Annotated in this window: 19 protein-coding genes; 6 read left to right on the top strand and 13 right to left on the bottom strand. The window is 54.6% G+C overall.

Annotated features, from left to right (window positions below):
- The first annotated feature begins 15 nt into the window (after nt 1-15).
- Genes CVT63_01580 through CVT63_01560 form a run of 5 tightly spaced genes read left to right on the top strand, consistent with a single transcriptional unit; the run spans nt 16 to nt 3,960 of the window.
- The gene (locus tag CVT63_01580; protein PKQ28693.1) at nt 16-273 is read left to right on the top strand and encodes a hypothetical protein; all 258 of its coding nucleotides are present in this window, start codon (nt 16-18) and stop codon (nt 271-273) included.
- A 19-nt stretch (nt 274-292) separates the two neighbouring features.
- On the top strand, nt 293-1,345 hold the full coding sequence (locus CVT63_01575) for a DNA methyltransferase (GenBank protein PKQ28700.1): 1,053 nt from the start codon (nt 293-295) through the stop codon (nt 1,343-1,345).
- The gene (locus CVT63_01570; GenBank protein PKQ28692.1) at nt 1,332-2,576 is read left to right on the top strand and encodes a hypothetical protein; all 1,245 of its coding nucleotides are present in this window, start codon (nt 1,332-1,334) and stop codon (nt 2,574-2,576) included. The genes CVT63_01575 and CVT63_01570 overlap by 14 nt, the downstream gene beginning before the upstream one ends.
- Complete coding sequence (locus tag CVT63_01565; GenBank protein PKQ28691.1) at nt 2,549-3,109, top strand: hypothetical protein; 561 nt, start codon at nt 2,549-2,551, stop codon at nt 3,107-3,109. The genes CVT63_01570 and CVT63_01565 overlap by 28 nt, the downstream gene beginning before the upstream one ends.
- Entirely contained in the window at nt 3,106-3,960 is an 855-nt protein-coding gene (locus CVT63_01560; GenBank protein PKQ28690.1) for a site-specific DNA-methyltransferase, read from the top strand. The genes CVT63_01565 and CVT63_01560 overlap by 4 nt, the downstream gene beginning before the upstream one ends.
- 195 nt (nt 3,961-4,155) lie before the next feature.
- Here CVT63_01560 and uppS read toward each other — a convergent pair whose 3' ends face one another.
- The 12 genes from uppS to CVT63_01500 all read right to left on the bottom strand — a co-directional run bounded on the left by uppS (nt 4,156) and on the right by CVT63_01500 (nt 18,500).
- Entirely contained in the window at nt 4,156-4,875 is a 720-nt protein-coding gene (gene uppS / locus CVT63_01555; protein ID PKQ28689.1) for a di-trans,poly-cis-decaprenylcistransferase, read from the bottom strand.
- 14 nt (nt 4,876-4,889) lie between these two features.
- Nucleotides 4,890-5,744 (bottom strand): DNA repair protein RecO, encoded by an 855-nt coding sequence (locus tag CVT63_01550; GenBank protein ID PKQ28688.1) that lies wholly within the window; start codon nt 5,742-5,744, stop codon nt 4,890-4,892.
- Nucleotides 5,738-7,090, bottom strand: a complete 1,353-nt coding sequence (gene mgtE, locus CVT63_01545) for a magnesium transporter (GenBank protein PKQ28687.1) — start codon at nt 7,088-7,090, stop codon at nt 5,738-5,740. Before mgtE ends, CVT63_01550 begins: the two co-directional genes overlap by 7 nt.
- 21 nt (nt 7,091-7,111) lie before the next feature.
- The gene (locus tag CVT63_01540; protein ID PKQ28686.1) at nt 7,112-8,014 is read right to left on the bottom strand and encodes a GTPase Era; all 903 of its coding nucleotides are present in this window, start codon (nt 8,012-8,014) and stop codon (nt 7,112-7,114) included.
- Between the two features lie 50 nt (nt 8,015-8,064).
- On the bottom strand, nt 8,065-9,231 hold the full coding sequence (locus tag CVT63_01535; GenBank protein PKQ28685.1) for a rod shape-determining protein RodA: 1,167 nt from the start codon (nt 9,229-9,231) through the stop codon (nt 8,065-8,067).
- A gap of 21 nt (nt 9,232-9,252) precedes the next feature.
- Nucleotides 9,253-11,214, bottom strand: coding sequence for a penicillin-binding protein 2 (gene mrdA / locus CVT63_01530; GenBank protein PKQ28684.1), 1,962 nt, complete (start codon nt 11,212-11,214; stop codon nt 9,253-9,255).
- Between the two features lie 98 nt (nt 11,215-11,312).
- Nucleotides 11,313-11,837, bottom strand: a complete 525-nt coding sequence (gene mreD, locus CVT63_01525; protein PKQ28683.1) for a rod shape-determining protein MreD — start codon at nt 11,835-11,837, stop codon at nt 11,313-11,315.
- On the bottom strand, nt 11,834-12,691 hold the full coding sequence (gene mreC, locus CVT63_01520; protein PKQ28682.1) for a rod shape-determining protein MreC: 858 nt from the start codon (nt 12,689-12,691) through the stop codon (nt 11,834-11,836). Before mreC ends, mreD begins: the two co-directional genes overlap by 4 nt.
- An 18-nt stretch (nt 12,692-12,709) precedes the next feature.
- Nucleotides 12,710-13,714, bottom strand: coding sequence for a rod shape-determining protein (locus CVT63_01515; protein PKQ28699.1), 1,005 nt, complete (start codon nt 13,712-13,714; stop codon nt 12,710-12,712).
- Nucleotides 13,715-13,960: 246 nt separating this feature from the next.
- Nucleotides 13,961-14,359 (bottom strand): nucleoside-diphosphate kinase, encoded by a 399-nt coding sequence (locus CVT63_01510; GenBank protein ID PKQ28698.1) that lies wholly within the window; start codon nt 14,357-14,359, stop codon nt 13,961-13,963.
- A 64-nt stretch (nt 14,360-14,423) separates the two neighbouring features.
- Entirely contained in the window at nt 14,424-15,764 is a 1,341-nt protein-coding gene (locus CVT63_01505) for a dihydrofolate synthase (protein PKQ28681.1), read from the bottom strand.
- A 45-nt stretch (nt 15,765-15,809) separates the two neighbouring features.
- Nucleotides 15,810-18,500, bottom strand: a complete 2,691-nt coding sequence (locus tag CVT63_01500) for a valine--tRNA ligase (GenBank protein ID PKQ28680.1) — start codon at nt 18,498-18,500, stop codon at nt 15,810-15,812.
- Between the two features lie 152 nt (nt 18,501-18,652).
- Here CVT63_01500 and CVT63_01495 point away from each other — a divergent pair, with 152 nt between their 5' ends.
- Complete coding sequence (locus CVT63_01495) at nt 18,653-18,973, top strand: hypothetical protein (GenBank protein ID PKQ28679.1); 321 nt, start codon at nt 18,653-18,655, stop codon at nt 18,971-18,973.
- A gap of 93 nt (nt 18,974-19,066) precedes the next feature.
- Here the strand turns inward: CVT63_01495 and CVT63_01490 are convergent, their stop codons facing one another.
- Complete coding sequence (locus CVT63_01490; GenBank protein ID PKQ28678.1) at nt 19,067-20,347, bottom strand: ATP-dependent Clp protease ATP-binding subunit ClpX; 1,281 nt, start codon at nt 20,345-20,347, stop codon at nt 19,067-19,069.
- Nucleotides 20,348-20,360 lie beyond the last annotated feature (13 nt).

The raw sequence follows: 20,360 nt of genomic DNA, 5'->3' as shown, positions 1-20,360 counted from the left end.
GGGGTTCCCTATTTGATGTTCAAATACAGCAAGGTAAAAACGACCCAGAAAGCCCGCTACCAAAGGATTATTAGCCATTCGACCACCCACAGATTCTTGCGAGGAGCTTACCTTTTAACCGGTGAGGAAGGCAAGACGTGGGATGCGCGTGAGATCGACTGGTCACTTCAAGATTTCTTGAAACTATTTCTGAGCCTCAGTCCCGAACAGCAGTCTCAGGTGATGGCTTTCACCGGGTTTATAGCAGGAAAAGACAGTCTAAAGTCGGTATAGTTTGCAGGGGGATCATCGAATGTACTGTTTGCCCAAAACCACCGTTGAGGTTCAAGAGACGGTCGAGATTTTCCAACGAAGGTATCTCGGAAACAAGATTGGAGTACTCGACCTTATAGGTGAGGTCCTACAGTCAGCGGTTGGTCCATATTGCTCGTTCTGCGATATCTTCGCTGGAACCGGTACTGTTAGCCAACGGTTTAACTCTAATGTCGTAAAGATACTCTCAAACGATATTCTGTTCAGCAATTATGTTCCCCTTTATGCGTGGCTGTCACCTGAGAAATGCAACTGGGGAAGAATTGCCGACATGATTGACGTGCTCAACGATATCGAACCTATTGGCGAGAACTACGTCTCACGCCATTTCGGCAATGCATTCTTCAGTCTTGATAATGCTATAAAGATTGGAGAAATAAGGGAAGCAATTGAGGGAGTGACGACGAGCTTTAAAGAAAAGGCCGTTTTGCTGTCATCGTTACTGTATGCCATGGACAAGGTAGCCAACACCGTCGGCCATTATGATGCATATCGGGCAAAGATGGACTCTTTCAAGCCCCTTGAACTCAGAATGCCGCAGATCCAAGACATAAACAACATTGGAAATGAGGTCTATAATCTGGATGCAAATACCCTGATAAGACAAGTCGATTGCGACGTTCTCTATCTAGACCCCCCCTACAATTCCAGGCAATACTGCGACCTTTACCACGTTCTTGAAAACGTGATTCGTTGGGAGAAACCTGCTGTCTATGGGAAAGCGAAAAAGTTTGATCGTTGCACCCTAAAGAGCAAATACAACTGCAAAGAGGCCAGCAGGGCGATGGCGGACCTCATCTCCCGAGCAAAAACAAGGTACATATTGCTCTCGTACAACAATATGGGAAGTAAGGGGGACCCTCGGTCAAACGCTCGAATAGCCGACGCTGAGATTATTGAGATTCTCAAAAGCAGAGGCCGCGTTGAAATCTTTGAACGCGACTACCGTATGTTTACGACAGGCAAGACAAGTATTTCAGACAACAAAGAGCGTGTATTCTTCTGCGAGGTAACCAAACATGCCCTCTCCTAAAGTGTGGAGCTTCTCAACAACAATACGAGCGCCTGAGAGAATCCGAGGTTTTCTCCATGTGCTCAAGATGCTTGAAGGAGTTGAATACGACCAGGAATCGCAGGTTCGTTTTCAGACCCTGTTGATTAAAGAGAAGAAGTATCGACCGACCAATCTAACGGAGGAAGAGAAGACTGTCTGCCAAGACCCCGATGTAGCATTTTCGGAGGAACAAGCGAGCGAGATATTTAACAGACAGGGATATGAAGATCCACCTATGCGTGGCCGCACATCTTTCGCGCCTCTTGTTGAGATGGGCCTCGCCTATGTTGACGACGAGAGGCTTATCCGCATCTCAGAGCTTGGAAAATACTTCCTTTCTGAGGACTACGACATCAGCAAAGTATTTCTCCGCTTTCTTATCAAATGGCAATATCCAAACCCTTTGAGTACCCATTTTTCGGAAGTACGTGGTTTTAACGTGAAGCCTTTTCTCGTTACTCTCCACCTAATCAAGCGTGTGAATGAGTTGTGGGCTGAGGAAGGGAATGAACCTGTAGGACTAAGCAACGACGAATTTAACATGTTCACCGCGACACTAATCAACTACGAGGACATCGAGTCTCAGGCTCAACGTCTTATCGAATATCGGAAAGCCGTGCGAAGCCGTCCCGGTAGAGAACAACCTGCTTTTAAGGAACAGTACAAACACGATTTCGTGGCAGCACATTTCGACATCAATGATGAATCCGCGATAAGAACGCAGATCGACAATCTGCGGGACTACGGTGATAACGCACGCAGATTATTCCGATTGAGCCAGTATCTTCACATACGCGGAAAGGGCCATTTCGTAGACCTTGAGCCATTACGAACAGCGGAAATAACCCCACTCCTCAGTGAGTTTGATGGCTCAGCAGACGCCTTTCCTTCCGTGGAGGCCTATACAGACTATATGGTCAATATGAACTTGCCTCGTCTTCCGTGGATAAATGTCGAGTCTCTTACTGCTATTGCGCAGACTGTTGTCGACGATATCAAGGTAATCCAACATCTGATTACGGATCGCGGGGGTTCCTTTGATGAAGCTCCCGAAGAGGATCCAAGCGGTATGTCAGAAGGACAGCTGGAAGATTACATAGAGCTTCTTCGGTCTTACAGACGAGAACTGCAGCTATCCCAACAAATCCTTGAATCACAAGACGCAGAGGTCATTGAAGAGCCCTGGAGAAATATGCCACAGTTGCTTTGAACATCCTGGACGATGCATTGAGAATCAAACCAAACTATCCCGTTGGTGATGACGGCGAACCGTTAATGACTGCTGGCGGGAACATGCCGGACATCGAATGTTATTACGAGGATTATGAGGCTATTTGTGAAGTAACGACAATTCGGGGAAGAGACCAATATTACTACGAAGGGCATCCGGTTATCCGGCACCTTCGTGACTTCGCGAAACCAAGAGACAACCTTGAATCTTCGTATTTGCTTTTTGTGGCACCGGTTATCCATGAAGACACTGCAGACCATTTTCTGTATCAGTTGAGAACTCTTCATGAAGGAAAAAGGCAAAACGTAGTGCCCTTTACGATACCTCAGTTAATTAACCTGATTGAGATTTACCTTGACCTTCGAGGTGATGGTAGGAAACTGACACATGAGCAGATTAAGTATCTCATGGACTTAGTCATAGCTTTGAAAGACGACGCTGAATCCGCGTATAACTGGATAAATACAATTCCCGACATAATCGAGCAATGGCGGGCGGAGTGTTTCGCGTGAGGCACAACATCATCTACCTTGGGAATTGTATAGAAGTTATGAGAAGTGAGGTAGCGGACAGAAGCACTTCCCTTGTGTACGCAGATCCCCCATATAATCTTTCAGGAAATACACTGCAATGGTTAGGCAACAAAACGGGTGGGGATTGGTTCAAGATGAACGAGGATTGGGACCAAATGCCTCCCGAGGTATATTCAGCTTTTACCGACGAGTGGATTGCAGAGGCACATCGTGTTTTAAAAAAGAATGGTTCGCTGTATGTTTCTTGCACGTATCACAATGTCGCAGATGTCATTCTCGCTATTAGAAAAGTGAGCATGAAGATAAACAACATAATCACCTGGTATAAGCCAAATGCAATGCCAAACATGACCAAACGTGTCTACACGCATAGCACGGAATATGTTGTCTGTGCGGTAAATGGCCCTAAGTGGATTTTCAACTATGAAGACGTGAAAGATATTAACCCCGAGCGCCAGAAAGATGGGTCCACTAAACAAATGAGAGATCTTTGGACAATCCCTTTGGTACAGGGCAGCGAAAGACTACATGGAGAAGATGGAAGAGCTGCTCATCCAACACAAAAACCCGAAGAAATGCTTAAACGTATTGTGGTTGCTTCTTCAAATGAGGGAGATCTCGTACTCGATCCATTTCTGGGCAGCGGAACGACAGCGGTGATTTCGGAACGCTATCACAGAAATTGGATTGGCATTGAGACCGATGAGTCCTACATTGAGATGGCAATCAAACGGTACCAAGAGGAGTTTGCGACCGACCTTCCTCTCGTGGTCCATGAGACAAGAGAAGAAAGGGTTTTCCCTTCGAAGAAACAAGCCTTGTTTTCTTAGCGGTGGTTCGGATTGTTTCTGAACATTCCGGACAAAATCCTATCACCATGTGTTAGTGTTTGCCTCCTTTGAAGACGCTCCCAGGAAGGGGGGTAAGATACCCCTCGGAAGGAAAGGAGCGCAGGCATGGACGAGAGCAGCGGCAGGTGTCTCACTGATGTTGGCACAGAGGGCCATGTGGGACTGACCCCAAAGTTAAGCGCCGAACCTGCGTGTCCTGCGGTTGAATTCAGCGATTGCTTCCAGCAGGTGCTCTTTGCGGAACTCCGGCCATGTTACCGGCGTTACGTAGAGCTCCGCGTACGCGATCTGCCACAGGAGAAAGTTGCTTATTCTCATCTCGCCGGCGGTTCTTATCATCAGGTCGTAATCTGTTATGTCCGGGGCGTAGAGGCGAGCGGCGACTGTTCTCTCGGTTATCGCGCCGGGCTTCATCTTCCCAGCGGCGATCTCCTCGCCTATCAATCGCATCGCATCTACCAGTTCCGCCCTTCCCCCGTAGTTGAACGCGATATTGAGCTTCATTCCGGTATTCTTGCGCGTCAGTTTCTCCGAGGAATCCATCTTGCGCGCAAGTGACCGGGGCACACGACCGCCGCGCCTTCCGATGAACCTTATCTTGATGTTCTTCGAGTGGAACTCCGCCACCCGGCGGTCGAGAAGCTCCCTGTTGAAGTTCATGAGAAAACGAACCTCGTCAACCGGCCTCTTCCAGTTCTCTGTCGAAAACGCGTAAAGGGTGAGCGCCTCCAGGCCCAACTCAGCCCCCGCGAGCACAGTCGCGGCAACCGCTTTCTCCCCCTCTTTGTGCCCCTCGATCCTGGGCATCCCGCGTTGTGTCGCCCAGCGGCCGTTGCCGTCCATGATTATCGCTATCCTGAGCGGTATCACGAGTTCGTTTGTCGTGTTTGACATTTAATCACCGTTCCTCAATATTCGTATCCCTGGACATCCGACACGCTCCTGGCAACCCTGTGAGATCGAAACTCTCTCTCCATCCAGTGCTCGAGAACATTGCCCATCAGCAACTCCATCTCCTGTGACGTCCTCTCCTTTAGCTCCTCCGGCCATTCGCCGAGCCCGTGTGAAGCCATCCACAACATCAACTCAACACTCTTCGTGTCTATCCTCACAAGCTTGCCCGTGTCCATAGAGCGGCCCGACTTGCATGCCGCGCATATCAACCCTCCAAGGCGCAGCGAAAACGAACCTTCCTTTTCGAGCTCGCCGCCACAACACGCGCAACCTCCAACCATCAGTTCAAAGCCCTCCGCGCCCATTACCTTGAACTCGAAAAAGGCCAGTGTGAAACCGGCTTTCGCGGGGCGCTCTTTGAGCAAGCGCAGGCCCAACAGCGCAAGATCGAAAAGGCGCGGGTTGGGCTCGTCCTCGGTTGTGATGCTGTCGATCAACTCGACCATCTCCGACGCGCTCACAAAGAGACGCAGGTCTTCGCGCAACTCCTCAAACGAGGTCAGTATCTCGACTTGCTTTACGGTATCCATGCTTCGACCGCGATGCAGAAACAGCATGGTGTGCGTAAGCGGCTCGACCCGCGCGCCGAACCTGCTCGAGGTCTTGCGAACTCCTCTGGCGACCGCCGAGCGCTTGCCGTTCTCCCTTGTGAATACCCGAAGGATCTTGTCGGATTCGCCCAGCTTGTAACTCCGCAACACAATGCCCTCGTCCTTGTACTCGGGCCTGCCGCGCTTGATCCGCTTCCGCGAAGCCGCGGCGCTCGAAGCGAGCGGGTCCATCTCTCGCGCCATCGGAAGCTCTACCATATGAGCAATCTTCCGATCCCGAGGTATATAGCAAGGCTCAGCACATCCATCGTTGTCCCAATAAGAGGTCCCGATATCGCGCCCGGGTCACGCTTGAGAACTTTCATCGTGACAGGGAATGCGCATCCGACCAGCGCGGCGGCAATCACGGTAAGCGCTAACGACAGCCCCACCACAATGCCCACCCAGGCATCCTGGTGAAACGCGAAGCTCGCTCCCGCTACGATGCCGCCGGTGAGGAGGCCAACCATGACACCCCAGCCCATCTCGCTCGACACGTGACGCAACGTCGTCCGCTTGAGCGGAGCGCCGGTCGAGAGCCAACGGCCCATTATCGTCGAGGATTGCACCGCGATATTGCCCCCCATGGTAACCAGCAACGGGATGAAAAACACAAGCGCGACAAACTTGCCAAACAGTGGGAAGGAAAGCTTGAGAACGCCTCCGGCCACCAGCATCTCAATAATTACGGCTGCTACGAACCATGGCGTTCGCCGCCAGAAGTTAGCCATCAGCCCGCCCGGATCCGCATCCTCCTCGAGCCCTGTCGCGCCGGCGAAGCGCATGATGTCCTCGTCGGCCTCATCGGTAAAGACGTCCATCACGTCGTCAACGGTGACAATGCCGAGCATCCTCTTCCTGTCATCGACAACAGGCGCCGCCAGGAGATCGTACTTGCTGATAATTTCCGCCACTTCCTCCTGATCCTGCAGTGGCTTGAGAGTGATTACATTTTCAGAAATCATGTCTCCCACCCGCCTGTCCGGCCCGGAGACAATAAGCTCACGAAGTGAGAGCACGCCATCGAGCAAGCCTTCCTCGGACACCACGTACACGTAGTAGATCGTCTCGACGTCGGGAGAAACCCGCCGCAGTTGCTCAATCGTCTCCTCGACAGTCGCGTCCGGGGACACGGAGAAATAGTCGGTCGTCATGAGACCACCCGCCGTGTCGTCCTCGTACGAAAGAAGCTCTTCGAGATCAAAGGCCTCCTGACGCCCGAACAACCTCAACAACCGCGCCATTCGGGCCGCGGGAACGTCGCCAAGAAGGTCTACCGCCTCATCTACAGGCATCCTGTCAAGCAACTCGTGCAACTCCCCTGTCCTCAATCGGGCGGCAACCTCAACCTGGTGAGATTCTTCCATCTCCAGAAGGATACGGGCGGCGGCGGCGGGATCCAGAGTGATGAGTATCTCGATCTCGTCTTGCGCCACGAGCCCGGTGAGCACGTTAGCGCTGTCAGCGGCATGCAGATCGGCGATAGTCCGAACCGCCCGCTCCAGATCTCCGCGCGCAAGCATATCGGAAACTGTGTCAAGAATTACTTTGTTGCGTTCTTCCATGACGACTTCTTCCTGGTAGTCTTACTGATAATCGAGTCTCTTTATAAACTCCGGGTTCTTCGACCAGTTTTTTTCTACCTTTACCCGGAGGTCGAGGAATACTTTGTTTCCCAGGAGCGGCTCGATCTCATGACGCGCCCTCGTGCCTATCTCCTTGATCATCCGGCCACCCTTCCCCACGATGATGCCCTTCTGCGACTCCTGCTCGACATAAATCACGGCCTCGATATCGATGAGGTCATCACGGTTCTCGCGCGGCTTGACGCTCTCTATCAGTACCGCAACGCTGTGCGGAACCTCATCCCGTGTCAGCTCGAGGGCTTTCTCCCTGATAAGCTCGGCGACCAGCACTCTCTCTGGCTGGTCACTTACCATGTCCACCGGAAAGTACTTCGGGCCCGGAGGGAGAAAGCGTTCAAAGAGACTCACAAGCTCCTCTGTCCCTGTTCCGTGCTTCGAAGAAACCCCGACAACTTGCGCAAAGGAGTACAAATGCCGCGCCACTTCAACCTGCGAGAGCACTTTCTCCTCATCCAGTAAATCCACCTTGTTAATGACGCCCACCGCGGGCGTGTCCACACGACCGAGCTCTCGCGCGATGAACAAATCCCCCTTGCCAATCATCTGAGCGCCGTCAAGGATGAAGGCGATGACGTCGACATCGCGCAACGTGGAGAGAACCATAGCGTTGAGCTTCTCCCCCAGCGCCTCACGGGGCTTATGAAAACCGGGCGTGTCAACGAAGACAAGTTGAGCCCTGTCACCTGTAACTACCGCGCGGATGCGATTTCTGGTCGTCTGAGGCTTGTCGGACGTAATCGCGAGCTTCCTCCCGGCGAGCCTGTTCAATAACGTCGACTTACCCACGTTCGGCCGGCCCACGAGTCCGATGAATCCTGACCTGTACTCTTGCTCCTGACTCAAAAATACTCCTTTTGTCTATGCGCCACCTCGGGTGACGCCTCTCGGGTCTGTCAGACTCCCTGAGGGAACCTTCGCATCCCGATGTTCAAAAGCAGACCGATGCACGTGAAGTTCACAATGAGCGATGTGCCACCGTAACTCATGAACGGTAATGGCACGCCAGTGATGGGCATAATGCCCATCGTCATGCCCACGTTGATCAGTATTTGGAAAAAGAACATAACCACGATCCCGATCGCCACAATAGTTCCAAACGGGTCGCGCGCGGTTATCGCTATCTTGAGCGCCCTCCATAACAGCATGGCGAAAAGAATCAGCAATATCGCGCTCCCGATGAAGCCAAGCTCCTCTCCCACCACCGAGAAAATAAAATCAGTATGATGCTCGGGAATAAACTCGAGACGAGTCTGCGTCCCACGGAATATCCCCTTGCCGATAAGTTGTCCCGAGCCAATGGCTATCTTTGATTGCATGAGGTTGTACCCGGCGTGCAACGGATCAACGTTCGGCTTGATAAAGACAAGCAATCTGGACATCTGATAAGCCTTGATCAGCCCGAAGATCATCCCCGCCGACGCCGCGACCACTGTGCCTCCGGCGAGAGCCATCATCTGCTTCCACCTCGCTCCACCAACCAGCAGCATTCCAATCGTTATTGCGAAGACCATGAACGTCATCCCGAGATTCGGCTCGAGAAAGATGAAAAACATCGCCCCTCCGCTTATGGAAAGCGCCTGCAGGAACTCTTTGTTCGAGCATATCTCCATGTGCCTGTCCGCCAGAAAAGTGCCCAGCGTCAGCAATACCACAACTTTCGCTATCTCCGAAGGTTGAAAATCAAAGAAACTCAAAGATATCCAGCGGTGAGAGCCACCGCGCGCGGGGAACGCGAGAACGACGATGAGAAGACCCAGCGTCGCCACGTACAGTATTTTCGAGTAAGGCATTACTTTGCGGTAATCAAAACTTGCCGCAAGCAGCATCCCGACGAGCGCAAGAATGAAGAACATCAACTGGCGCTTGAGATAGTAGGTTGAGGGTTCATTCGCTCTGGTTGCGCTGAACACCATGAGCACGCCGAATGCGCCCAGCGTCAGCGCCGAGAAAAGAAGTAGCTTGTCTATGTTGCGAAGAGGCAGCCGCTTCGCAATCTCCCTGGCGACGCCACTCTTTACGAGACCGGGAGAGAACTCGGCCGTTCTGCTCTTGCCAATCATCGTAAACTCACCAGCCTGGCACTAGTCACCGGGACTTGACCTTATCTCACCTTGCGCCGGCAAGTTGAACAACCTCTCCAGAATACGGCGCGCGACGGGCGCCGCGCTCTCGCCGCCGTGACCTCCCTGCTCGATAGCGACTGTCACAACATACTTCGGATCACCAGCCGGCGCGAAGCCGGCGAACCACGCGGTAGGTTGCTTGCCCGCTATCTCGCTGGTGCCGGTCTTGCCGGCCACCGGTATCAAATCGATCGGGAACCCCTCAAAGGTAGCCGCCGCGGTTCCCTTGCCCCGAACAACTCCAGTAAGAGCCTGCGTCACGTCGGCTACTATTTGCGGATCGAGCGACATCTCCGCTACCGTCTCTATCCCGGTTTTCTTGACCACCTTGCCATCCTCGTCCTCGAAAGATTTCACCACATGCGGCCTGATAAACTTGCCGCCGTTGGCAATTCCCGCGTACAGGTACGCGATTTGCAAAGGTGTGGTAAGGATATCGCCCTGACCAATGGCCATGTTTACCGTGTCCCCGGGGTACCAGACCTGATCGCCCTTGTTGTTCTTATTGAACTCCTTCTTCCACTCAGGACTCGGTATACGCCCGTTCATCTCACTTGTAAGATCAACGCCGGTACGCCTGCCAAGATGAAAGTCGCGAGCGCACTCCCAGAGCGGCTTGCCCTGCGCCTGCAACTGCCGCTCGTAAAACGCGTAGCCGATCTCGTAGAAAACAATGTCGCAAGACTGCACGATCCCGCTAAAGAGGTCGACGTGATTGTGCGTACTCCAGCAGTACTTGGGGTACTCCTTGAAAGGCCCCTTCGTGAACACGTTGACGCAGTTAAAGGGAGAGCGTATCTGAAACATCTTCTGATCCATCGCGGAAATCGCCGTTACTACCTTGAAAACCGAACCCGGTGGCAACTCGCTCATGATCGCCCGGTTGTTTAGAGGATACATGTTTTTGGGATCGTTGAGCGCCTTCCAGGTCTTCTCGTCTATTCCGCCGGTGAAGTCGTTCAGATCGAAAGTCGGGTAGCTGGCCATAGCGACAATCTCGCCGGTCTTTGGATCCATCACCACTGCTGACGCGCCGGTCGCCTGGTACTTGCCAGGACCCTCAGGATTCTGCCTCGTCCGCGATGCCTTGACTCCACTCTCGAGCGCGGACTCGATCAGCGTCTGAATGTCCTGGTCGATAGTCGTTCGCATGTTCAAACCGGCTCTCGCTTCGACGCGCGATATTTCACGTTTAAAGTTTCCGCCGGCATCCACCTCGATCCTGTATTTGCCGACCTTGCCGCGAAGATCCTCGTCATAGGTCGACTCTACCCCGGACAGGCCGATCTCGTCTCCCGCCCGATAACCTTTCTTATTTTTCTCCTTGAGCGTTTCCGGGTTTATCTCTCCGAGGTAACCGATGACGTGAGCGGCGAGGTCCCGGCGCGGGTACTCACGAACCGGCCTGGCCGCGGCGTCTACGCCGGGGAATTCCCGCTGGTGCTCATGGACGTAGGCGAATATCTCTTCATCCACATCGCTCTTGATGAGAACGGCTCTCCGGTTTGGGTCTTGCGACTTTTCGATCTTGTAGAGTATTTCCTTTTGGCCTATGCCGAGCAGACGCGACAGCCTCGCGATAACGATCGACTTCTCCTCGCCTACTTCGGCGGGGACGACCGATATTGTGAGAGTCTCGCGGTTCTTGACCAGAACCCGCCCGTTACGGTCGAGTATTCGACCCCTGGGCGCGTCGACCGATATCTCGCGGATACGGTTGCCCTCCGCTCTCTTTTGATACTCGTTGCCGGAAACTATCTGCATGAACCACAGGCGCGTAAACAAAATCACGAATGCCACGAGCATTACGAGGCCGAGGATTGCGACCCTGCGCTGCAAGTTCTCATCAGTAGTGTCTGACCGCCGGGATGTCGTCTCATCCGGCCTGATCTTCAATCTTGTCCTTGTTACGAACCTCATTCGCCCACCACCATGATCACTGGTTGCCGTCGTGTAGTTGACCGTTCAACAGCGGGTGTGGATCGATTATTGTGTGAGTACACGCAACCATCCTCCCGTTATCTCCGATTCGGCCTGGCAAAGATGACAGACTCATCCTTCTGTAAAAACTTGAAACGCCGAATAAATGGATAAACGATCAGCACGGCAAAAACGTTGAAAAACGATTCGGCAAAAACCGCGTCCAATTTGAAAGGTGGTAGCTGCTCCTGCCCAAGAATTATCAGCGCGCCATGGTGCAGCAATATCTCAAAGACTGTCGCCAGAAACACGAGCAGCACAGGAAGCAAAATCGAATAGGTCATGAACAAGTCCTTCATCATCCCCACCGTGAACGCGGCAAGAGCCTTGGTAAGGGCGCTCATCCCCATGACCTGCGGGCTCGCTATATCCTGAAGCATTCCGCCGGCAAAGCCAACGATCGCACCCGCAATCGGCCCTTCCTGAACGGCCACGACAACGGCCACAACCAGTATCAGATCCGGCGCTACGCTCAAAAGATTGAGCTGTGGTATCACGGATAGTTGCAGCACAAAGGCGAACGCCACTACGACCATCAAAAATATCTGATGGTTCCGGCTCACTGCGCTTCCTTGAGGATTATCGATTCAGGCTCGGGGACGATAATTATCAACACCTTGTCTAACCTGGAAAACTTGACGAAAGGCTTGACTTCCACGAATCTGGCCAGGCCGCTCGAGCGCTTCCGCACCTTGACGATCTCCCCTACCGCTATCCCCGCCGGGCAGGTGCCACCCAGGCCGCTGGTCTCGATAACGTCTCCGACCGCCAGGATGGCGTCCTCCCTCATGGTGGTGAACCTGATCGTGTTGTCGTTCTTTCCCTCGATGATGCCCGTCTCGCGCGAGCGCTGATCACGCGCGCCAATGCTCGCGCGCGAGTCCGTAATGAGCTGCACGACAGACGAACGCGAGCCTGCTGAAATGATCCTGCCGACAAGCCCCTCTGCCGTAACGACGGACATGTACTTCTTGACACCGCTGTCCGCGCCGCGGTTTACAATCATCAACCTTTGCCAGTTATTCGGGGACTGGCCGATGATATCAGCCCCCAGATTCTCAAACTCGGCCTGATTCTCCTGCCAGCGCAACAAGGATTTCAGTTCTCTCAACTCATTCTCCATCTTTTTTGATTCGATGCGCTCCCTTCTGAGTTCCACTATTTCTTCCTGGAGATCAGCCTTTTCCTTTGACAGTGTCGGCAGGTGAATCAGATTGACGACGCCGTCCTTTACAGGGCGGAACATCTTCGCGAAAACGCTGGAAACCGGCGCTGTCATATCGAGGAAAAAGCCCTGAGCCTTGTGCAACGGGCCCCTGTCACCTTCTCTCGAGTAAAGGGTCACGACCGATATACACACAACAATGATGATTATCAGGATAGTGCGGCTTCTGTCGCTTCCAGGAGAAACAGGCATAGCTGATCCGGCTGACCGTTAATGGCCAGCAGACGAAATCAACACCTTCTTCATTATGTCGAATTCTTCAAGACATTTCCCAGAACCTATAGCAACACAAAGCAGGGGATCCTTTGCCATGTGCACCGGCATGCCGGTCTCGTTTCGGATCCTCTCCTCGAGGCCACGCAAGAGCGCGCCACCACCGGCTAGAATAATTCCTTCTTCCATTATGTCACTCGCGAGCTCTGGCGGAGTACGATCGAGCGCCTCTTTCAACGTCTGAACAACCTGGCTGACGGGCTCCTCGATGGCCTGCCTGATCTCTACGGCAGTAACAACCACGGTCTTCGGCAGGCCTGACGCGAGATCCCTGCCTTTTATCTCCCCCTCCAGTTCGTCATCGTCATCCATCTCAAACGCTGAGGCAATCTTCAGCTTCAAGGCCTCGGCAGTCCGTTCCCCTATCATGAGCTGGTAGTCCCGCTTGATATAATTGATGATAGCCTCGTCCATCTCGTCGCCGCCAACACGCAGCGACTGGCTCGTGACGATGCCCCCGAGGGATATTACCGCGACCTCGGTCGTGCCACCGCCTATGTCTACCACCATGTTGCCGATAGGTTCGTGTATGGGCAATCCGGCCCCGATCGCGGCGGCCATCGGCTCCTCAATGATAAACGCGGCGCGCGCGCCCGCCTGGATAGTGGCCTCCTCGACCGCTCTCTGCTCGACACCGGTTATCCCGCTGGGAACGGCTACGACCACACGTGGTCTGGCAAGGGCCCTGCGCTGGTGGACTTTCTGGATAAAGTAGCGCAACATCTTTTCGGTGACGTCGAAGTCGGCGATGACGCCGTCTTTCAACGGGCGGATAGCGATGATGTGGGCCGGTGTCCGCCCGACCATTCGCTTCGCCTCTTCGCCAACGGCGATGATCGCGTTCGTTCTCGTGTTTACCGCGACCACGGAAGGTTCATTGAGGACGATTCCTTCACTCTTGGCGTACACCAGCGTATTTGCTGTTCCCAGGTCCACGGCCATATCTTTCCCGAAGGATCCGGCCCCAAATGTTTCAGATAGAAACGACAACTACACCCGACTCCTATCCTGATTCTTAAGTGCCCAAACAGTTGAAACTCGGATTATATCCGAACGCAACCGAGTTCGTCTATTATTTTAACACAACTTTACAGCAAGAACAGTAACCGCTTTACGCAACACAAAGATGGCAATCCTTGCCTTCATCCCAAAAAAACGCATAATGGGGTCAAACCATTTTATGCGTTTTTATCCAAAAAACAGGTCTATCTCTCGCGTGGCACTTTCGGCGGAGTCCGATCCGTGCACCAAGTTGTGTGTCACGCTGGTGGCATAGCCGCCACGGATCGAGCCGGAAGTCGCGTCGAGCGGGTCGGTCGCGCCCATTATGATGCGCATATTCTCAATCGCGTTCTCGCCGCGGATGATAGCGACAATTGAAAGCCCACCTGTGATGTAATCGATGAGGTCGTCGTAGAACGGCTTGCCCTTGTGCTCGGCGTAATGCCTCTGGGCCAGCTCGTGGCTGATCGTCATCTCACAGATGCGCTCGATCCTGTATCCTTTCCGCTCCACGCGCATCAATATCTCGCCCACCAGACCTCTTTCCACTCCATCCGGCTTGATTATGAGAAGCGTACGTTCGATCTCCATTTCTCCCCCTTACCTGTCCGCGCGGTCGAAACGCGGCTCAATATATGGGACGGGGCACTTACCTGTCCTGTTTCATTTCGCGCGATGCCGACTGGCGCCTGAAATAAATGCGCGCCTCTGAAACTGTGTACAGAGAGCCGGTTGCGCAAACCATCCCGCCCCGCCCCGCTATGTCGCGCGCGGCGCTCATCGCTTTCACGAAATCCGGCTCGATTCTGTGTTTTATCTTATCCATTCTGCAGTAGTTACCAAGTTTTTCCGCTCTGATCGAGCGCGCGTTTCGGTTCTCGGTGAGTATAAGTTCATCCGCGACCGCGCCGAGCAGCTTGAGCATGCTTCGCGCGTCTTTGTCCTCGAGAATCGAGACGACAACCACGAGATAATCGTAATCAAACTCATCGGGGAGCGTGGCCGCGAGCCTGTCCACTCCCGACACGTTGTGCGCGCCGTCAGCGACAATCAGTGGAAGCTTCGACAGCACGTCCAGCCTCCCTGAAACGTTGCTCGCCTCGAGCGCGCGCCTGAACGCATCGACATCGGTTTTCTCTCGCGGGCCCGCGTACGCCTGGCTGGCCGCCACCGCGCAGGCGGCGTTCACCGCCTGGTGCTTTCCAAGCAGGTGAAGTTTGATGTCCTTGAACTCTCGCTCCTCCAACCCGCGCACTGACATGTACTGAGCAAGAGGCTCGCCCGCGACACGGTACGGCAGAAGGTAATCGAGCTTGAAATCCCTGCCAAAAACTTTGAGCTCCGCGCCCGCTTCACGACACCTCTCCGCGAGAACCATCAGTATGTCACGCGTGCCCTCCGCGGTAACGACCACCGCTCCCTCGTTGATTATGCCCGCCTTCTCGAAAGCAATCTTCTCCCTCGTGCGGCCAAGTTCGTTTACGTGTTCGAGCTCGATATTCGTTATTACGGCAACATCGGAATCGACCACGTTGGTCGAGTCCCATCGCCCGCCCATGCCCGCCTCGAGAACAGCGACGTCGATGCGTTCCCGCTGAAAGTAATAATAGGCCACCGCCGTCACAAGCTCGAAGTACGAGAGCCTCTCGCCAACCTCACGCTCCGCTTTCTCGATTACGGGCCGGATGTCGGTCATCGTTTCCGCGAACCTGTTCGCCGGTATCAGCCGTCCGTTGACAGATACACGCTCCCGAACCGTCTCCAGGTGGGGAGAAGTAAAAAGCCCCGTTTTGAGCCCGCACTCTTTGAGTATTCCCGCGATCATGCTGGAGACAGAGGTCTTGCCGTTCGTGCCGGTCACCTGGATAGAGTCGAACTCGTTTTGCGGATCATCCATCAGGCGGCACGCCACTCGGATACGATCCAGCGACGGCTTTACGCCGAGCACCACCTTGCTGTCCAGATAATCTATCGCCTCGGAATACTTCAAGTGTCTTCCCTGCTATTTACAACACAACATCGGGGTCGGATTGCGTCAAGGCGCCTGGCGCCCGAGCGTTCTTATTTGCTCATCCAGCTTCTGGCGTCTCTGCGTGAGCTCTCTCTCCTTCTCTCGCTCTTTCGCGACGATAGCGGGAGGCGCTTTCGAGACAAAGCCCTCACTCGCCAGTTTCGCGAGCGTGCGCGTCAAATCTGCTTCGACGTGTGTGAGACGCCGCGCGAGTCGGTCGATCTCCTCCTTCGGGTCGACCCCACGCTCCCAGGAGAGATAAGCCTCTACATCCTCGATCACGACTCGCATCCCAAAGCCTTCCGCCGGCGGCGCATCACTGAAATCGACGCCCGAGAGGCCCGCCATCGACACGAGATATCCGATCTGCCGCTCCAGAACCTCTCGCGCCCACAAATGTCCGCATACGATTCTGGCTTCTACCTTGCCCGAGGGCGGTATGCCGTGCTCCGAGCGCGCGGCCCTTATGCCAACGATCACGGATTGCAGTAGTTTCATCTCTCGCTCAGCTTCATCGTCAATCGGAAATTCGACCGCATCAGGCCAGGGCGCAATCATGATAGACTCGCCGGTCCCGGGGAGTTTCTGCCACAGTTCTTCAGTCACAAAAGGCATGTACGGGTGCAAAAGTCGGAGCGAGCATTCGAGCACACGGCAGGCTACTTCCTGGACAACGCGCCTCTGCTCACGCGCGCCGTGATAAAGCCTTGGTTTCACCAGCTCGAGGTACCAGTCACAGAACTCTCCCCAGAAGAACTGGTGGAGCGCCTTGCCCACGACGCTGAAGTTGTTCGCGTCCATGCCGGCGTCGACACGCTCGATGACTCCCGCCAGAGTGCTCAGTATCCAGCGATCTGCGAGCTCGAGATCGCCCTCTTTCATCCGGGTAGAAACGGTCGAGATTGGGGCCGCGCCATCGACCTCGTAATCCTCGAGATTCGCGATCACCAGCCGCGCGGCGTTCCATATCTTGTTGACGAAGTTGCGATTGCCCTCTATGCGCTCCTCGGCGAGGTTGATATCGCGACCCGGCGTCGCTATCGAACCAAGCGTGAACCGAAGCGCGTCCGTCCCGTACACCTCGATTACGTCGATCGGGTCGATCACATTTCCACTTGATTTCGACATCTTTTTGCCCTCGTAGTCGCGCACCAGCGCCGTCACAAACACCTCGCGAAACGGAACGTCATCCATGAAGCGCAGGCCGAACATGACCATCCTCGCGACCCAGAAAAATATTATGTCGAAAGCCGTGGTCAGCACCGTTGTCGGATAAAACACATCGAGTGTCCGCGTCTTTTCAGGCCAGCCCATGGTCGAGAAAGGCCAGAGGGCTGACGAGAACCAGGTGTCAAGAACATCCTCGTCCTGACGCAGGTTGCTCGAGCCGCACGGGCACGCCGCCGGCGCTTCTATCTCGATGATCTGCTCGCCGCACTCGTCGCAGTACCAGACCGGGATGCGGTGCCCCCACCAGAGTTGACGCGAGATGCACCAGTCGCGGATGTTCTCCATCCAATCGTAATAGATTTTATCCCAGCGCTCGGGAGTAAACTTGACGCGTCCTTCACGCACCGCCTTGATGCCCTCGGCCGCGAGCGGCGCCATCTTCACAAACCACTGCGTGGACAGGTAGGGCTCGACTTCCGTGCCGCATCGGTAGCAGTGGCCGACGGCGTTGAGATGCTCCTCCCTCTTGACAAGCAGGCCCTCGGAATCCAGGTCGCGAACCACGGAATCGCGGGCCTCGTACCGATCCATGCCGGCGTACCGGCCGCCGTTCTCATTGATGGTTCCATCCGGGTTGAGTATATTGATTCGCTCCAGGTCGTGCCGCAAGCCGATCTCGTAGTCGTTGGGGTCGTGGGCGGGAGTAACCTTGACCGCGCCGGTGCCGAACTCCGGATCCACGAACCTGTCGACGATTACAGGAATGCGCCTACCCGTGAGAGGCAGCATGACCGACTTTCCAACCAGGGCCGCGTATCTCTCGTCCGACGGATGGACGGCTACGGCAGTGTCGCCCAGCATCGTCTCCGGGCGGGTAGTGGCGACAACCACGTCAAGGGCGCCATCCGCAAGCGGGTAACGGATATGCCAGAGGTGGCTGGTCTTGTCCTCGTGCTCGACCTCGATGTCGGAGAGCGCGGTATGGCAGCGCACGCACCAGTTGATGATGTACTTTCCCCGGTAAATGAGACCCTGGTCGTACAACTCCTTGAAGACCGTGCGCACGGCAAGCGAGCAGCCATCATCCATCGTGAAGCGCTCTCGCTCCCAATCGCAAGAGCACCCCAGGCGTTTCAACTGGCTGATGATGACGCCGCCGTGCTCCTCTTTCCACCGCCAGACGCGATCCACAAACTCCTCGCGTCCCATCTCGTGGCGGTTGGCGCCTTCCTCTTCGATACGCCTCTCCACGACATTCTGCGTCGCGATGCCGGCGTGATCCGTCCCGGGTATCCACAGAACCTCGTAGCCCTGCATGCGCCGCCTCCGCGCGATGATGTCCTGGAGTGTATTGTTCAACGCGTGTCCCATGTGCAGCACGCCGGTCACGTTCGGTGGCGGTATCACCTGTGAAAAAGGCGGGCGGCCTGAATCCGGGTCGGCGTGGAAGTAGCCACGATTCTCCCACAGCTCGTACCAGCGTCCCTCCACCGCTCGCGGGTCGTATCTGGAGGACAACTCAAAATCAGTCTGATTGTCGGGCACGCGTCTTCACCACCTGTAAGGAATTTCATCAGATTCTACATCAAGTCGACCCGGTTGACTGTTTCATGCGCGGTGGTCGGCGACACAGGCGCTTCCAATTGCTCTCGAATTCATAAATAATTGCAATATTGAAACACGACTGGAGGAATTAGATGCTATTGGCGATTATCCTTATCTATTGCCTGCCCGTTGCCTTCGTGTTGCTGATCGTCTTTATGATCGGCGCCGCCGGCATGAAAACATATCGCACGGCGAAGCGGACGTACGCTGATCTCAAGCCGTGCATCAGCGACCTCTCCAAGAAAGCCGCGAGCGCGCAAGAGAAAGGGCTCAGCTTCTCAGACCGTGGTCAGAAACTTGCAGAAGCTTTCGAAGAGATCGGCGGCCGCTGGGCGTTCATAACCCAAACCATCTCAGAGGCGACCAACTCCCCCGTAATCAAGCTGGCGCGCCTGGCAACCCGCTTCAAGTAGCACAGGGTTCAGGCACCGTCTACCTTTACTGCGTAGAGGGGTCAGGCACCGTCTACCTTTCCGTCTACCGCTAAAGCGGTAGACGGAACGGGGTCAGGCGGTCTCTTCCTCTTCGTCGTCCTTTTGAACTTTCGCCCCCGAGCGTGAGGTAAGAAGAGTTGGCTTGAAGTTTTCCGCGACGACCTCGCGGGTCACAACGCATTTCACGATATCCGATCTCGACGGCAAATCGAACATGGTTCCCAGCAACGCTTCCTCCATGATCGCGCGAAGCCCGCGAGCGCCGGTCTGGCGCGCCAGGGCCTTTTCCGCTATCTGTTCCAGCGCTCCATCCGTAAAAATCAACTCGACGCCGTCAAACTCAAAAAACTTCTGATACTGCTTCAACAGCGCGTTCTTCGGCTTCATGAGGATGTCGATCAAGTGCTCTTTGGTTAGCGTATGCAGAGTCGTGACGACCGGCAACCTTCCCACGAACTCCGGAATAAGCCCGAATTTCAGCAGATCCTCGGGCATGACGTTGGCTAAAATGCTCCCCAGGTCGATCTCATCCTTCGACTTCACCTCTGCCCCGAAGCCGATGCCCTTCTTGCCGACACGCTCCTCTATGATGTCTTCGACGCCAGAAAACGCCCCGCCGCAAATGAAAAGGATGTTGCTCGTGTCAATCTGGAGAAACTCCTGGTGAGGATGCTTGCGTCCACCTTGCGGCGGAACGCTCGCGACGGTTCCCTCGATGATCTTCAAGAGCGCCTGCTGCACACCCTCGCCTGACACGTCCCTCGTTATGCTCGGGCTCTCGCTCTTGCGCGCTATCTTGTCAATCTCATCGATGTAGATAATTCCCGTCTCGGCCTTCTTTACATCCAGGTCGGCGGCCTGAATCAGTTTCAGGAGAATGTTTTCAACGTCTTCACCGACGTAGCCCGCCTCTGTCAGGCTGGTAGCGTCGGCAATGGCGAACGGCACATTCAGAAGCCGAGCCAGCGTTTGCGCCAGCAATGTTTTCCCGCAACCGGTCGGGCCAATGAGCATGATGTTGCTCTTCTGGAGCTCGACGCCATCGCTTGACATGGCGCCAATTTGAATTCGTTTGTAATGGTTATAGACCGCGACCGAAAGCACTGTCCTGGCGCGCTCCTGCCCGATCACATACTCTTCTAAAAACGCATAGATATCCTTGGGCTTCGGGAGATCGCCTATCTGTATCTCCGGGCTCTCGGTCAGCTCCTCGGCGATTATATCGTTGCAAAGCTCGATGCACTCGTCACAGATGTACACTCCCGGGCCGGCGATGAGCTTCTTGACGTGCCGCTGCGTCTTTCCGCAGAAAGAGCATTTTAAGAGATCGCTGCCATCACTGAACTTAGCCACTTCTTACCTCCAT

It is taken from the genome of Candidatus Anoxymicrobium japonicum, assembly GCA_002843005.1.
In the GTDB taxonomy this organism is placed as follows: Bacteria; Actinomycetota; Geothermincolia; order Fen-727; family Anoxymicrobiaceae; genus Anoxymicrobium; species Anoxymicrobium japonicum.
This window is presented reverse-complemented; position numbering and strand designations above follow the sequence as displayed.